Here is a 14,878-nt window from a genome sequence, read left to right as displayed (position 1 = left end):
AGGAGATGATCAGAATGAACGACACCACCGATCGGTCGGCCCCTCCCTCGGGGCCGTGGACGCCCGTGCTCTTGCCTCTGCGTGTCCCCGAACCCGCGCCCGAACCCGAACAGCCCGTCGAGGCTGCACCGGGCGACAGCAGCGCCGATGCCGAGTCGGCACGCCGTCCCCGGCATCTGATGCTGGGGATCGCGGCAGCCGTGGGTTCACTCGGTCTCGGCGCGCTTGCGCTGGGAATCAGCACGGCAGGACCGACGCACACCGCACTTCCTGCCCCGCCGAGTGCTACCCCACTGGTGGCGCCAACGACCGCGGCGAACTTTCTGTCCGGCGGACCTTGCCCGAACACCGTGGAGGACAACGTGTATCGCGGCAACGGGCCCGGCGGCACAGCCGGCGGGGTTCCGGCCGTCTTCGCCTTCCAACACGCGTACTACAGCGCACGCTCGGGTGAGCAAGTACGGGCCCTAGTGCTCCCTGAATCCCCGGTGTCCTCGGCGGCGACGATCCAACAGGGCATCGATACGATCCCCGTCGCCACGGTCTACTGCCTGACGATCACCCCCCAGCAGACCACCCACTACCTGGTGGACGTGTTCGAGCGTAGGCCCTCCGGCGAGACGAAAACCTACCGGCAGAATGTCACAACCGCCGACCTGCACGGACGCACGTTCATCGACACTGTGAGCAGCGCGGAGGCCTAACAGCCGCAGCGAAGGCGTAGCCGACTCCCCTGCCACAAGGCATCATCCCCCTGCTCGAAGCGAGCCATTAAGCCCGCTCCGACACCCGCTCCGAGACCCTGAGGATACCGAGATCATGAGCAGCCCGACACCACCAATCCCGGCAGGCCCGGATCGTGCACCGGCTACCGATGGTCCATGGCGAGTGCCAACGAGTCCGACAGCGAGGTCAAAAGCAGATCTATCTGTGCTCCGTCGACGGTGCCCGCATCGAACTCAGCAGTGGCTTTCGCGGTGCCGGTGTCGTCCTCGCGGACAGATATGAAAACATCGTTGCCCATGCCCGGTCTGGCGCCGGCCTTGGCGAGTAGGAACTCACCGCGGTGTGCGGTGCTGGCCTCCGCGCGCCGCCGCGGGCGGACTTCGAAGTAGATCGCAGCCCCAGCTGACGGGTTCGTCCAGTCGAGATCGAACCGTCGCCCGAGCTGGACCAATGGCAGCGCGCCATCCACGATTGTGGCGAATTCTGCGTCGACGATTCGACGTCGGTCGCTGGGCGTGAGCCGGGACTCGCGATCGACCACCGTGATGGGAACACCGAAACTGAACAACCCGCACGAATCCGCATATCGCACCTTCGACCTGCCGTGAACGGCCGCACATACCGCAGGTACCCTCCGGTCGAACACCGTCGTCAACGCATCGAAGAACGAGGCCATGCACAACGTGTAGACGCTGACTCGCTCGGTTCGTGCAGTGGTCGTCAAAGAGCGCCAGGACACCGCTGTCGTGCGCTCAGACAGGGTTGGCTGATCGATCGAGCACTGGTCAGCTCGCAACAGTCCATCGACCCGTGGAGGGTAGCCGCCGAGCGTGTCCATGCTGCGTTGGGCCTGCGCGACAGATTCTCGGCCTTCCTCGGACGCCAGGGTCAGCCGTTGCTCATGGCAGTAGGCCAAGTAGTCGTAGCGGGTATCAACGTGTCGGATGTGAGGACCCGCCAGAATGTCCCGCATGCTCTGATCAAGCCCGACGAAGGACCTTTCGTCCATCGCTATATGGTCGACGGCGACGATGACCGTAACGATAGTTCCGGAACGGCCGATACAAACAACGAGTGTCGCCAATCCTTGCGACAGATCGAGCGGTTCGAAGGAAACACTCAGGTCTTTCGCCAACGACTCGGAATCGCTGTCGTCGACGTCGCGGATCTCGACGAAGTTGGCGATCATCTGTTGCACGGCAGATTGCATGTCCAGCACGTCCACCCGCGTTGCAGATTGGAATCGGAACCGCAGGATGTCGTGCCGAGCCAGCAGCACCGAGCAAAGCCCCGCAACGAATTCCATCGAGAACGGTATCTCGCCACTGGCGTGCCACCGCAGCGCAATCGGACGTCGGCCACCGCTGGCGACGGTGGCAAGTCTCGATTCCAATTGCAGGCTCGGCGAAACCTCGATACGAATGGCCATTCCAGTCCTCACTTCGAACGATTGCAAGATTGCGACAGACGTCGACGAGTGCTGTGCGCCTCCAACGAGACAGTGCAAACCAGCGGTTCATCGACGCTGATCCGGTGAGCCAAGAGCTGTTCCGACACAACGTCACCTGCGCGTATCAGGTCTTCTGCCGGTATTCGACCCAAGTAGGGAACGAAGCCCGACTGCAGCCGGGAAAGGATCTCCTGACGGGACACTGCTACGGACCACGTGCCGACCAGTTCGCCCTCGACCACCAACCCGAGCCGCTGCAGGGTCTCGTCGATCGCGGCGTCTGCGCCCTTGCCGTACAAGCGAAACCCGAAATAGCCCATTGTTCGAAGCGCGTCGTGAAAGAGGCCCTCGACATCTTTGAGTTCTTCGTCCAATCCCACCCGGGAAACCAGCCGGAGCAGTATCCCGCCGTCCTTGACTACACGCAGAGCTTCCAGCGCAGCTCGGACCGGGCTCGGAGCGAAGCAGAATACTTCGTGCTCGATCGCACAGTCGACCGCTTCGTCGACCATTGGGAGATGAAGGCATGAGGACTGCACCGTCAGAATCTGTCGATCGTGCGTGGTCGACCCACCGAACTCTCGCAACATGTCCCGGGACAGGTCCGTCGCAACCACTTTCGCGCCCAGGTTCGCCGCAACCTCAGAGAGAGCCCCTGTCCCACAACCAATATCGGCAACAGTCGACGATGGTGACACCGACGCCGAGAGTGCACTCTTCACGGCCGAGAAGAACTCGTCGCCGCGGAATCGGCGTCGGTTGTATCCAGCAGCCTGTTCGGCGAAATAGTCCTGCCCGTACAGACTCCATGGCCGGTGGTCACCCGTGCCACCGAAACCATGAAACTCGTTGTACAGAGCCTCACGTTGGACAACGTGCGCCACACCGAGCTCAGACAGCCAGCTGACGAGACCGAGACACACCCCGATCTGGGAGGCCCGAACTACGGAACGGCTGTGCGTATCGTCGAAAGGCCTTGTCCAATTCTCGAGCAGAGCCCTCAGCTCTCGATCATCTGCTACCTCGTCTATGCCTGGACAGGTCGCCGAATGCACGCGCGCGGCCAACCCTGCTCGCAGCAGCAGTGCGGCCTCGTCGAACGCAAGCTCGCCGAGGTGTAAAAGTCGGCTACTGGCGCGCTCCACAACACTCGGCAACCATGCAGCGATCGATTCGATCCGTTCCTCGGTCAGCAGCGGGACGTGCTCGAACGTGCTATCCAACCGGCACACCGTCCCATAGCGGCGCACCGAACGATCCCCGCAGCCTCTCGACGGAGTCCGGGCCGGCAGCACCGAGCTCGCCGCGGCTTACTGACGCGATCATGTCCGCTACGATGCTCATGCTTTCGGCGGTGGCGCCGAGCAGCGCCATCTCAGCGGTCCCCAGCCGCAGCGAGGGCCCGCCCAAGCGTGGAAGGCTCCTCTGCACGTTCAGGAAGATTCCCTTGGCGGCGAGAATGTCCGCGACCTCGAACCACGTGTTGGCGCAGCGTGCACCGGGACCCACCCACACCTGATGGGATCCAACGCATCCCGAAGGCACCGACTCGACCGCCACGCCCCGGATCATCAGGGCATCCGCGAGGGCTCGACTACTCTCCAACACCCGCGAGGCGTACTCCGCGCCGTAGGACTGAAACTCCAACGCCGACAAAGCCAGAGATGCCTCGGCGGCGAGATGGTGACTGCTCAAGATGTACGGCTGTGCACCATCGAGATCCTTGTTCACCGCGTCATCGGAGGTCATGATGCAACCCTTGTGCGGGCCCGGGAAGGTCTTGTGGGTTGATCCGCCGAAGGACAGAGGCCCGTCAACTACGGGCAGACTATGCGCACCTCCGAGGATCAATCCGAGCGTGTGACTGCAATCGACATGCACCCACGCATCCACACCCCCCTCTCGCAGCTCCTCGACCGCTTCCGAGTAACCGGGCTCTACCACGGTGTTTTGGACGTCCAGATACACCCCCACCACAGAGCGCGGGTCCACGCTCGACAATGCGGATCGAACATTGAACACGCCGTACTCGTCGTAGCCGATCGGTACGGGGACCCCGCCGAACATCTTGATGATCTCGCCGGTCGCGTAGTGACCACCACTGGTCTCGTCGACATACAAGATCGTTCCTGCCCCCCGCCGAGCCATCGCGTACAGCACCAGATGCATAGCTGACATTCCCGATACAGGTCGGGTATTGACGAACTCTGATCGACCCAGCTCCGCCAGCGCGGTCCTGCCCGCCTCGACCAGACTGGCAGCCCGTGCGCCCGCGGGGAACTCGTCGGTGCCGTTGAAGTCGGCTCCGAAGTGGTACCTGTTCGCCAAATCGGATCCCAACAGCGCCGCAGCTCGAGGACTCAGCCTGTTCTCACTCGGTGTGAGATTCACTATCGAGCCACGCTCCGCCACGGATAGATCGGAAAGCAGCGTTTGCACCCTCGTAATCATGTCCATTATCCTCGTTGCTCGCTATATTGAAACAAGTACTTCAACCGGGTGCCGCAGGCCGTGGATAGGCCGAAACATGCTGGCTGAATACGCGCCGAAACCTCGGAAGACGAGGCGGTCGCCGACAGCGAACTCCTGTGCTTCTTCGGAAATTAACCACACGTCGCCCTCGTAACATGTTGGCCCCGCTATCCGGGTGGGGCCGCTCCGGCGACGGTCAGCGCCGTCGACGAGGCGACAGCCGATGAATTCGATGTCGGTCCAGCTGTTCAGCGAGAACACGGATGCATCAACGGTGACTTCTTGAAATGAGGCATTTCTGGAAACGGTCACCACATTGCACACGATGTACCCTGAACCCATTACGACATCGGCGCCCGGTTCGAGCTCGACAGCCCGGACGTACGGCGAAAGCTCGGTGGACAGAACCTGCCGCACCTGGTCGGCACCGACGTTTCGGAAGAGGGCGGTCATTCCGCCTCCAAGGCTCGCCGTTTCAACGTTCGGCAGATATCGCATCGCGTCACGAACGAGGCCGATCAGTGCGCGCAGCTGGACGATATCGCGCACGTCAGCGACGTGCCCCAATATGTGACCAACGCGTCCTCTCTCACAAACATTTAGCGTGGACAGCTGTCCTACCTCGACACCGAATCTGCTCACAGGGCTCGTGCGCAACCGTAATCCGACAGATTTCGTAAGGCCCGCAAATTCCTCGAACTGGGGAATGGAGTTGCAGAATATTACGCCAGCAACTGTCTCGCCTACGACCCGGCGCAACTCTTCCGAATCACCGGGAAATACGAATCTGAACTCCGTGAAGCCAGCCGCCTCCGCGGAGACGTACTCGGCGACACTCGAGACAGAGGCAAAGTCGGCAACCGTCGCCATGTGCCTGAGAACCGATTGCGTGCGGTTCGCCTTGACTGCGAATCCGACGCTGTGCTCCCTTACCGCTTCACGGTACCGTCTGAGGGATGCTTCGATGTCGATCGCGTTGTAGACCAGCGCCGAGTCGGTCGCATCGATGCCGGCGGATGCGACAGCATCGAGGAGCGTGTCCGCGTCGATATTGTTCGATGCCCAGTCGAATCTGGAAGCGGTGGTCAACGACTCTGCCACGATCGGGTACTTAGGCACAGCGTTTACCTCCCCTGGACATCGAATCCAGGCCGGCCTTCGCGGTTCGGAGCGTTCGTTCGAGGCAGGCAGGAGACTCGGAGATGTTTACCCGGACACCGGCCCTGCACGGATAGAGTCCGTTCCAGGCGGCCGCGCTTCCGCCGAACATCAGGGTCGGGTTCAGCTTCAGCCGAAAATTGCGGCCCACGGTGTTGCAAGCCGCGACGAGATTCTCGTAGCCAATCGTACGGCCGACGGGCACATGGGCCGAGTATCCGGCGTGGGGCTCGATCTTCGTCAGATCGCATTCGTCTGCGATCCACGAGTGCTCGATCACGTCCCAGCCCGACGCCAGTCCGCTCATCACGGTGCCGAAATGCGCAATCATCGATTCCGCGAGTGAGGAAACTGCCTGTCCTGCATCGGTACCTACATGGGCAGCGACCCAGTCGACATCGGCGAAGGCGCTCTCCTCGCCGGGATCTCGGCTGTAGTCCCCGATTGCGAGCACATACGAGGTCGATACGAGCGACCCATACGGATTGAGGCAGTAGGATCGCGCGAATCGGCTTTGGTCGATGCTCTCGATGAGTCGATCGTCCCAGGAAACGACGACTCCTGGCCTCAGGCCGGGTAGTGACAAATCCTTGCTGGCCGTGAACGTCACTACACAACGCTCGAGGTCCGTATTTCTCAGTTTCTCACCGAGGGTCCTCAAAGGTAGATCGTGAGATCGATGACCAATCTGGAACGCGGTGTCGAAAAACAGGTATCCGGGATTAATGTCCGGCTCATGAAATAATCTCCCCGAGACACCGTTCGGCATTACCGAGACCAACGCGATATGTTCCGATGTTTCGTCGGCGACCGGAAAGGTGTTCCCGTTTTCATTATAGTAGAAAGCTACTGGCATACCGTTCACGGCACGCGATTGCTCGAAGATGTAGTAGGACGGGAGCGGCAGCGCCACACTGAATCCGTTCGCAGCGAGGAACTCGATAACAAGGCTAACTCCCTCGGTCGCTCCCTCGGTGAATCGAACATTCGAAGGTGCGACGTCTACATTCCAGATCCTGGAGAGAGCGTGTGCGACCACCGCCCGCTCCTGCTCCTGCCAGGCACCACTGTAGTCGACCAGCCTGGATCGGTACCACTCCTCGCCCAGACATTGTCCGAGAATAAGGAGCGAGTCCTCACTGGGATCGACCAAGCATCGCCCTTGCCCGATTTGGCTGGAGTCGGAATCGACACCGGCTCTCACTTTCTTGTACACGTCAACACATTCGGCATTTACCGTGCTCATAGAGCAAACTCACGATCGAATTGGGATACCATGTCCGAGAGTTCCTTCAGACTTTCCTCGATTGCTCCGAGGAGCCAGACGGGGTCGGCTCCAGCGTGGCATTCACATGCGGTGACATCGACCCGGAACGACGAACGCTGACCGACTCTTTCGAACCAGCAATTCAAGGTGATGCAATCGTTTGTCACGCTGTCCTCGCCGAACACGCGGGGTAGCGCTGGTGCGGCCTGGTCTTGCGATCCTTGCACTCCGAGGAAGTTCAGCAGAACCCTCGGTCTGTTCGGTTCGCCCGTCGTTTCGCCGAGGCGATAGCCCCACTCCACGATCTTCTCGAAGGGTGTAGACGCCCGACGAATCTTGATGTCAGATATCGAGGAATGCCACGCGTTCAGGTCCCAGGGCGTAGGAGCCGCCGAGGTGATCCCGCCTACCGCGACCGGCCACTCGACTGCGTACCAGCCGATTCCGGTCTCGTCGGGAAGCCCTAGACGGGGAATTTCCGTCCTGCCGTGACCTTCGAGCAGGATTTCGCCGGTAGGAAGGAATTGCTCGACGCCGGATGGTCGGCTCTCCAGAGCACGAACCACAGCAACCACGACGATGTCGAGCAAGTCACCGCCGAGCAGGTCGGCGTACCAACTATTCGCGACGAACACGAGGCCGTTCTCGAAGTCCAATCGATGGCTTGTGTGCACGAAGCGCCCGTGTCGCTCATGTTTTGTGCGCGTAGACGCACCGCCGCGCCTGCTTCGACCGAACGCCCTGCCCAATGTCTGCGAACGTGTGTACCAATCGATCTCGCGAACAAGCGCGCCGGTGCTGGTGGACGGCCCCTCACCCGCCACAACCGCGCTCTCGACGATTCGCCAAGATACCGGGTCCATGACCAGATGCGATACAACGAGCACGACATCGGCTCCGCCGTCCGGTCGCGGCACGACACCCGCGGCGAACACTTCGCGCTCGGAGTTCTCCCGTGCCCAGACTTGGTCGAGAGCGAAATCGGTTGCGGTCCCGGCTGGGAACTCCAGGACGCGCAGAGCGGACTCGTCTGAGCGCGAGCCCTCTGCAGTCACTGAGAACGTCAGAGAGGGGACGGCGTCACTGTCCGACTCGTCCGGGGACGCCAACTTAGCGGCCAGCAGCGGATGTGCATAGCCCAGCGCAGCGAACCTGCGCCTAACCTCGCCGGGGCTGGCCTGAATCGAGTAGACCTGCGAGTAGCAGAACCGAAGGAGTTTCTTGAGGTCTCGCCCGGCCGCTTCCCACGCCGCGATCGCGATCGGTGGAAGCTCGACAGAGAGTTCAGCGCGGTCCCCGATCCAATCAGCTTCGCTGATCCCTAGCCCCTGGTCGCGGTCGTAACGAGCGGTCGGATCCACTCCGAGATGCGTCACTGTGACATCGATCAGGCGCGGATTGCCGCGGAGGTCTGCTGCTGCCACCCGCCAGCCCCGAACATGCATCCGGGCAACGACGTCGATAGTCGAGAGGCTATCTCCGCCCAGCTCGAGAAAGCTCGCCGCCAGGAGGGACCCAGTGACGTGGCCGGCCAGAACCTCTCGCACGGTCTCGGCCAGTACCTCGTGGCCGGGACCGACAACGAAGTCATCGGATCGTGAATCGTCGAGAGCATCGGGCTGTGCTGGGTGGATCGACACCTGCGACCAGAGCGCATCCCAGTCGACCTTGCCGTTGACGTTGTATTCGAGCGAATCCACCGCCGTCAGCCGGGCCGGAACGTGGCTCGCCGGAACACGTTGGCCGAGGTTCCTCCGTATTTCTGAGATATCAGAGGAGTCATCAGCGACCAGGACCACCACGGCTTCTAGCCTGCCGTCCGTGGACATACGGGCCGCGCAATGCTGGATGCACGCAAGGGCCAACAGTGATTTCTCTACCTCGGCGAGGTCAACTCTGTTCCCGCGGATCTGGACCTGCCGGTCGTTGCGGCTAGCGAACACCAGCCCGTTGGCATCATCGATCCAAACCAGATCGCCGGTGGCATATACCGCGAGGGCGCCGTCTTCGTTGATGAGCTGCCGCAGTGTCGGGTCTATGATGCGACCGTCTGAGAGGTAACCTGTCATCAGTTGGTCGCCGTAAACAACCAGTTCACCGACGTCGCCCAGCCGAACCGGAATGCCGAGCTTATTGACGACCAGACCGGCGACCCCTGGCAGAAGTCTTCCGATCGGTGCAGACAGCCCGGTGTCCTGATCCGCTGGAGTCTGCGCGGCCGCAGCTGGGAATTCGTAGAAAATTGCGGTGTCGACCGTATTCTCGGTGGGACCATAGGTGTTCGCGAGAACGTCGGTATGCCGCCGTAGTTGCTGCCACAGCGACAGGGGAACGGCTTCGCCACCGAGCAAAACCGTGGTCGGACCGGGGTGGGTGTGTGTCCATAGTCCCGCAGTCAGCAGCGCCTGCGCATGAGACGGCGTCAGGTCGATGACGTCGATTTGATCGGCAGCCAAACGGAACGCCAATTCCTCGGGGTCTCGCCGCTGCGCTTCGGAATAGACGTGGGTGTCGTAGCCCACGAGCAGAAAACACAGCTGCTCATAGAAGGCGTCGAATCCGAACGACGCAGTGATGGCGGCGCGGCGCGGTACCGCGCCGCGCCTTGTGTCACAGAATCCGGGGTTGTGGAGGGTGGAAATCTGAGTGCTCAGAAACCGCTCGAGCGCGCTGCGACTCACCGCCACGCCCTTGGGCACGCCGGTGCTTCCGGAGGTGAAGATGACGTACGCAATGTCAGCCCAGTCGATGATGTGCTCACTCGGCACAACGGGCCGCGGATCGGTGTCTCCAACGGTGAACACCTCGACGAAACCATCTGGACCGTCACCGGCGACGCTGTCTGCAGGCACGGGAAGTTTCGTATCCGAGTCCGTGCGGACGATGTACTTCGGTGTCGCCAACTCGAGAATGTGTCGGATCCGTGCCGGCGGATGCTCTTGGTCGATCAGAGTAAAGGGACGTCGCGCTTGGACCATGGCCAGAATGGTGACCAGGGCTTCGAGCCCGCGACCGGCAACAACAGCTGTCAGCTCGCAGTCTTCGATCACCGACTCGAGGTACCTGCGCCTGGATCGGACGTGTACGAAGACGTCGGTGCTCAGAAGCGATCGGACTGCACCCGACTCTTCATGAATCGTAACTGTCGGTGCCTGCGGTATTCGCTCAATCAGGTCACCACGCAGTATGGAGTCGAGCGCAATACGCGTTGCCGCGCGGATGCCCCCGATAGCTTCCCACTGCGCTGCAGCGTAGAGCGGAACCTCTCGCAAAGCGAGATCGGGAGACGCCAGCCAGTTTCGGCAGAAGGACACGAAGTCATCCAGGGCAAGGATCGGCTCGCCGGGCTCGTGACCAATGACGCGCGGCAGGGTCAAGGTCAGTTCACCCGCAGGTCCGAGATCGATCTGCAGCCCACCGGGCTCCCGCGGACCGGTCGCGATCGACACACGATCGGCGTCCGACGTCGAGCCGAAGAAGGTCCTGATGTTGATCCCGATGCCCGCCAGCAGCCGCCCGTCGGCACCGTCGACTCGTGCAACGAGTTCCTCTCCGCGGAACCTCGAGTGCTCGCCGACCTTGCGGAGCACTGTGGCGGTCCGGGTTGCAAGCTCGTAGAGGGTGTCGACCCCTTCGCCAGTGGCGATCTGGATCGGTAGAACATTCACCAGCATGCACGGCACGGCTGCGAGTGTCGGAAACCTCACGCGGTTGCTGAACGGCATCGCGAAGGTCACTTTATCGACGCCCAGACGATAAGCGACGAACCCTACGTAGAGTCCGGTCAGAACCTCGATCCGATGGCAGCCTATCGTTTTCGCCGTCACTGTCAGCGAATCCATGAGCGACTGTTCGAGGATGTGCGAATCCGAAAGTTCACCAAGCTGAACTTTCCTACCGCTCCCGTAGGGGTGGTCGGCCTCTACATCGAGTGTGCTCCGCCAAAACTCCCAGTCGCGGTCATATTTCTCCGAGGATCGATAGTCCTCCTCGGAAACGAGCTCGTCGGGAACATTCTGATCCGGATCGTACGGATCGTACGGGAGAACCCGATCGGGAGCGTCTCCAAGCGCGAGCTCCCGATCGATCCGATCCTGAATCAGACTAGCGCCGAAACCGTCGATAACAATATGGTTGTACATCTGGACGCAAGCGGCCTTGTCCGCGCCGAGAGGAATAACCGCAATCAAGAAGAGTGGAACGTCGATGGTTGCGGCCATGCCGGGCGCATTGTGGCGAAGCATTGTTCTCGCCGCGTCGATCGCGTCAGATGTCGAGCAAATGTCGACATCCGACACGAGAACGACACGGTCCGACGGGTCGTGGGTTCGCGTCTGGACGATTCGCCCCGCATGTTCGCCCTCGCCGTGATGGACTCGCGTATACAGGATCGGTACTTGACCAACCACCCGTCTCGCTGCATCGGCGACGTCCGAGGCGCTTGCCTCGTAGATTGACAGTTCGCAAACCACCCACACATCAGGATAATCCGAAAGCTGTATCGCATTCCAAATTGCGTCCTGTGCTGCGGTCAGTCGAAATACCGGCTTGCTCATGAGCCAAACTCCCCCCTTCAAGACACCTTTGTCAGCGGATCGATAGTCGATACCTCAGCCTTGTATCAGCTTCGCCACCGAGTCCACCGTTAGGTCGATATTTTCGATATTGTTGTCGACAACGTTGAAATTACGCGAGATCCAGTCGGCCCGCTGATAATCACTGTATCGGTGCAGGCGCCATCGAAGTGCATCCGGTTCTTCCTGATCCGCGTGAACCCGCCGGCTGTGCACATCCGGTTCAACGTGCAGAGAAATTGGGAGCAGCCGAACCCTCGACGAGAGTCCGTTTCTGATTTCGTCCCAGTACTTCTCGATCAGAATGGTCTGAGGGACCACGATCAAGGAGCCGGGAGCCTCGGTGGCGATAGAAGAAATTAGCTCAACCGATACGCGTCGCCATGCTACCCAGTCCTGAAAGTCTCCTCGGGGGGAAACTTTCTGCAGAGAGGACCGCAGAATGGATCCGACTTCCTCGGGATCAACCATGACCGATTCCGTGAAAGTGGCGGCAAGCCTCCTGGAAACGGTAGTCTTCCCGGCGCCGAACGCGCCGTTCAGCCATACTACGGTGGCGGATTCCGTGGTCGCAACATCTGAACCAGCTATCTGACTCATTGCTTCCTTTCTCTTGTTCGACGAACCTGTCTCTGAGACTGCTTTCAATCAGCATCGAATAGGACAGAGTTACATGACAGCAACTCCATATGCTTACTGATGGGCTTACCGGACCATAACGTGGCGATGACGTCTCCTGCCGACACTTCGGTTCCCACTTCGACTTCGAGCTCGATTCCAGCCACCGCGTCGATGCAATCGTCAATCGTCTCCTTGGCGGACCCCAGCGTCGCAGCGATCTCTGCTATTCCCAGGGGATCGATGCGTGCGACCGTTCCAGATTTGTTCGCGTGCACCGGCCGGCGCTCCGGCTGTAGCGATGAGAAGTACAGCTCCGGGTCGTCGACAAATTCTTTGTCCGCACCCTGTTCGGACAGCCATCTGTCGAAGGCTGCAACCGCGTCGCCATTTTCAATTACCGTCGTGATCTTGCGATCCGCATCTGCTGGATCGAACGATGCCACCTCCAGCAACGCCCGGCAAACCGCATAGACCTCTTCGCGCAGCGTGCGATGCGCCGAGCGGCCGCCGAGAAATCGGCGTGCCTCGATTACCTCAAGCAGGTTCCCGACACAGTATCCCGCAGGCGAATCTATTGCGGAGTAGACGATCTTCGATTTGATCCCGTATGCGCATGACAGTGCGTCGATCAATTCACCCAGGCCCCGCGCGGAGGCTTCGTCACTCACCAACCCGGCCTCACCCCATTTGATGTGGTAGACGACACGGGTGGATCCTGCGGCGACCTTCTTCGACACGATGCTCGCCGCAATCAGAGCGACAGATTTGACTGCCCCACACAGATCACGTACACGGTAAGTCGCCGAGTCACCGGGACACAAATCCGCGGTCTGGCTGCCGATGACCAGGTTGCTTCGAGCGAGGATGCTCTCAAGCTCGGAACGCCCCAGTTGCACTCTGAATCCTGGAATGCTGCCGAGTTTGTCGGCAGTACCTCCTGCCAAACCGAGCGCTCCCCCACTGAGCTTCAGCACTGGGATCCCCATCGCAGCGATAATAGGCAATGCTGTCAGCGACACCTTATCTCCGACGCCGCCGCTGCTGTGCTTATCGACAGGTACGGGTCCGGCACGACGGCCCAGTTTCAGCTGCCGCCCGGACGCAATGTAGGCGTCCGTGAGTGACTTCACCTCATCGAAGTCCACGTCGCGGGCCGCAAATGCGCCCAGCCATGTCGCAATCCTGAGGTCCGACACGGTCCCGTCCATGAATCCGGCAACCGAGCCCCGCACCTCGTCATCGGACAGCCGTCGTTGGTCGAACATCTTCTCAATTGCCGTGACGGCGATTCGATCCCTCACGACCGCCTCACCGTCTCTCGTCTGCAAACATTGCACGGCTGCCTGCGATCTCGGCGGCGCCGGCCGCGATGACCCCGATCGCCGCGAGCAGGTCGCTGTCTGCCGATGTCAGCGCCGGAATCAACATCACCGAGTTCGACTGCCTTCGAACGATCACGCCCCGATCGGAACAAAAACGCGACAATGTGACTGCATCGTCGTCGGTGTCCAGATGCACCGAGACGCAGGAGCCGAAAGTGTGGTGTCTGACGCCCTGATCGGTGAATGCCTTACTGGCATCTGCAACGACCTGAGCGGCCCGACCAACACGGGACCACACGCCGTTGTCGTCGAACTCTGCCAGACAAGCGATCGCGGCTTCGGCGGCGAGTGCATTGCCCGACATCGTGTGTCCGGCGAACACTCGAGCAAGAAGCGCCAGTTCGTCGGCGATCGAGCTACTAGTCAAGGTGGCGCTTAGCGGTACGGTGCCGTTGGTCAGCCCTTTGCTGAGAGTGATGAAGTCAGGGTCGATTCCGTCGGCCAACGCGGAGGACAGGGCTCCCCTGCGTCCGAAACCGGTGAAGACCTCGTCGGCGATCAGGATCGCACCCTGGTCTCGGCAGCTCTTCTCAGCGGTTCTGAGCGTGCCCTGCGGCAGAGCGTACCCACCCGCTACGTTGAGCCACGGCTCGATCAACACGATCCCTGCCGGTTCACCACCGTAGGAACGACCACTGATCGCGTCTGACACAGACCGCAGAAAGGCATGGGCGTAGGTCGTGTGGTTGTCAGCGGTGTACATCCACGGCGCACAGTCGATGTAGCGGACCTCGGCCCCCAGCCCGAGTGCTTTGGGAGCGAACTGTCCACCCATGGACAAGTGGCGAAGCAACGACGTGCTGCCGTGGTAGCCGTGACTCAGCACGGCGATCGGCACTTGGCAGCGCCCGCGGGCCTCCTGGATTTGAGTCGCCATCCCGATCGCTGCCTCGTTCGCCTCGCTCCCGCTGTTCGCTAGGTAGGCAGCGCCGCCCCAGCCACCGGTGCGCTCGATCAGTGAGCGCGCCAGACGCTCGGCGTTCGGATTGCTGAAGGTGCTCGCATCGTATGACGCGAGCACATTGAGCTGATCGGCAATGCTTGCGCTTACCTTCGCATTCTGAGCTCCGAGGACGCTGCTCATTGCCCCCGAGTTGCCGTCGAATTTGGCAGTTCCATCACCGTGCAGCTCGACAGTGTTCCCGAGAGCGCGATGAACAATTGGACCGGCTTCGCCAACCTTCGACCATGGGCGGATGAACCGCAGAGCACTAGCGTTGCGCATCTA

General features: G+C 61.0%; 10 protein-coding genes. 1 reads left to right on the top strand and 9 read right to left on the bottom strand.

The features are described 5' to 3' along the window. Positions 1–14: 14 nt before the first annotated feature. Positions 15–704, top strand: coding sequence for a hypothetical protein (locus tag ACTWPB_RS08020; RefSeq protein WP_446225048.1), 690 nt, complete (start codon positions 15–17; stop codon positions 702–704). Between the two features lie 164 nt (positions 705–868). On the opposite strand, the gene ACTWPB_RS08015 is transcribed toward ACTWPB_RS08020, so the two are convergent. The 9 genes from ACTWPB_RS08015 to ACTWPB_RS07975 are packed head-to-tail and all read right to left on the bottom strand — an operon-like array spanning position 869 to position 14,875. Further along, on the bottom strand, positions 869–2,155 hold the full coding sequence (locus tag ACTWPB_RS08015; protein WP_446225047.1) for a condensation domain-containing protein: 1,287 nt from the start codon (positions 2,153–2,155) through the stop codon (positions 869–871). Positions 2,156–2,163: 8 nt separating this feature from the next. Further along, positions 2,164–3,399 (bottom strand): class I SAM-dependent methyltransferase, encoded by a 1,236-nt coding sequence (locus ACTWPB_RS08010; RefSeq protein ID WP_446225046.1) that lies wholly within the window; start codon positions 3,397–3,399, stop codon positions 2,164–2,166. Continuing rightward, on the bottom strand, positions 3,392–4,627 hold the full coding sequence (locus ACTWPB_RS08005) for a hypothetical protein (RefSeq protein WP_446225045.1): 1,236 nt from the start codon (positions 4,625–4,627) through the stop codon (positions 3,392–3,394). Before ACTWPB_RS08005 ends, ACTWPB_RS08010 begins: the two co-directional genes overlap by 8 nt. 21 nt (positions 4,628–4,648) lie before the next feature. Beyond that, entirely contained in the window at positions 4,649–5,767 is a 1,119-nt protein-coding gene (locus ACTWPB_RS08000; protein WP_446225044.1) for a hypothetical protein, read from the bottom strand. After that, a complete protein-coding gene (locus ACTWPB_RS07995) occupies positions 5,760–7,022 on the bottom strand; it encodes an aminotransferase class I/II-fold pyridoxal phosphate-dependent enzyme (RefSeq protein WP_446225043.1) in 1,263 nt (420 codons plus the stop codon). Before ACTWPB_RS07995 ends, ACTWPB_RS08000 begins: the two co-directional genes overlap by 8 nt. 26 nt (positions 7,023–7,048) lie before the next feature. Continuing rightward, entirely contained in the window at positions 7,049–11,629 is a 4,581-nt protein-coding gene (locus ACTWPB_RS07990) for an AMP-binding protein (protein ID WP_446225042.1), read from the bottom strand. A 54-nt stretch (positions 11,630–11,683) separates the two neighbouring features. After that, the gene (locus ACTWPB_RS07985) at positions 11,684–12,247 is read right to left on the bottom strand and encodes a hypothetical protein (RefSeq protein ID WP_446225041.1); all 564 of its coding nucleotides are present in this window, start codon (positions 12,245–12,247) and stop codon (positions 11,684–11,686) included. Between the two features lie 44 nt (positions 12,248–12,291). Further along, positions 12,292–13,569 carry a thymidine phosphorylase gene (locus ACTWPB_RS07980; RefSeq protein ID WP_446225040.1) on the bottom strand — a complete coding sequence of 426 codons (1,278 nt, stop codon included), beginning with the start codon at positions 13,567–13,569 and terminating at the stop codon, positions 12,292–12,294. Between the two features lie 7 nt (positions 13,570–13,576). Further along, positions 13,577–14,875, bottom strand: coding sequence for an aminotransferase class III-fold pyridoxal phosphate-dependent enzyme (locus tag ACTWPB_RS07975; protein WP_446225039.1), 1,299 nt, complete (start codon positions 14,873–14,875; stop codon positions 13,577–13,579). Between the last annotated feature and the right edge of the window lie 3 nt (positions 14,876–14,878).

This window comes from Nocardia sp. IBHARD005 (genome assembly GCF_052814245.1).
The sequence above is the reverse complement of the archived record's forward strand: the minus strand, read 5'-3'. Positions and strand labels throughout refer to the sequence as shown.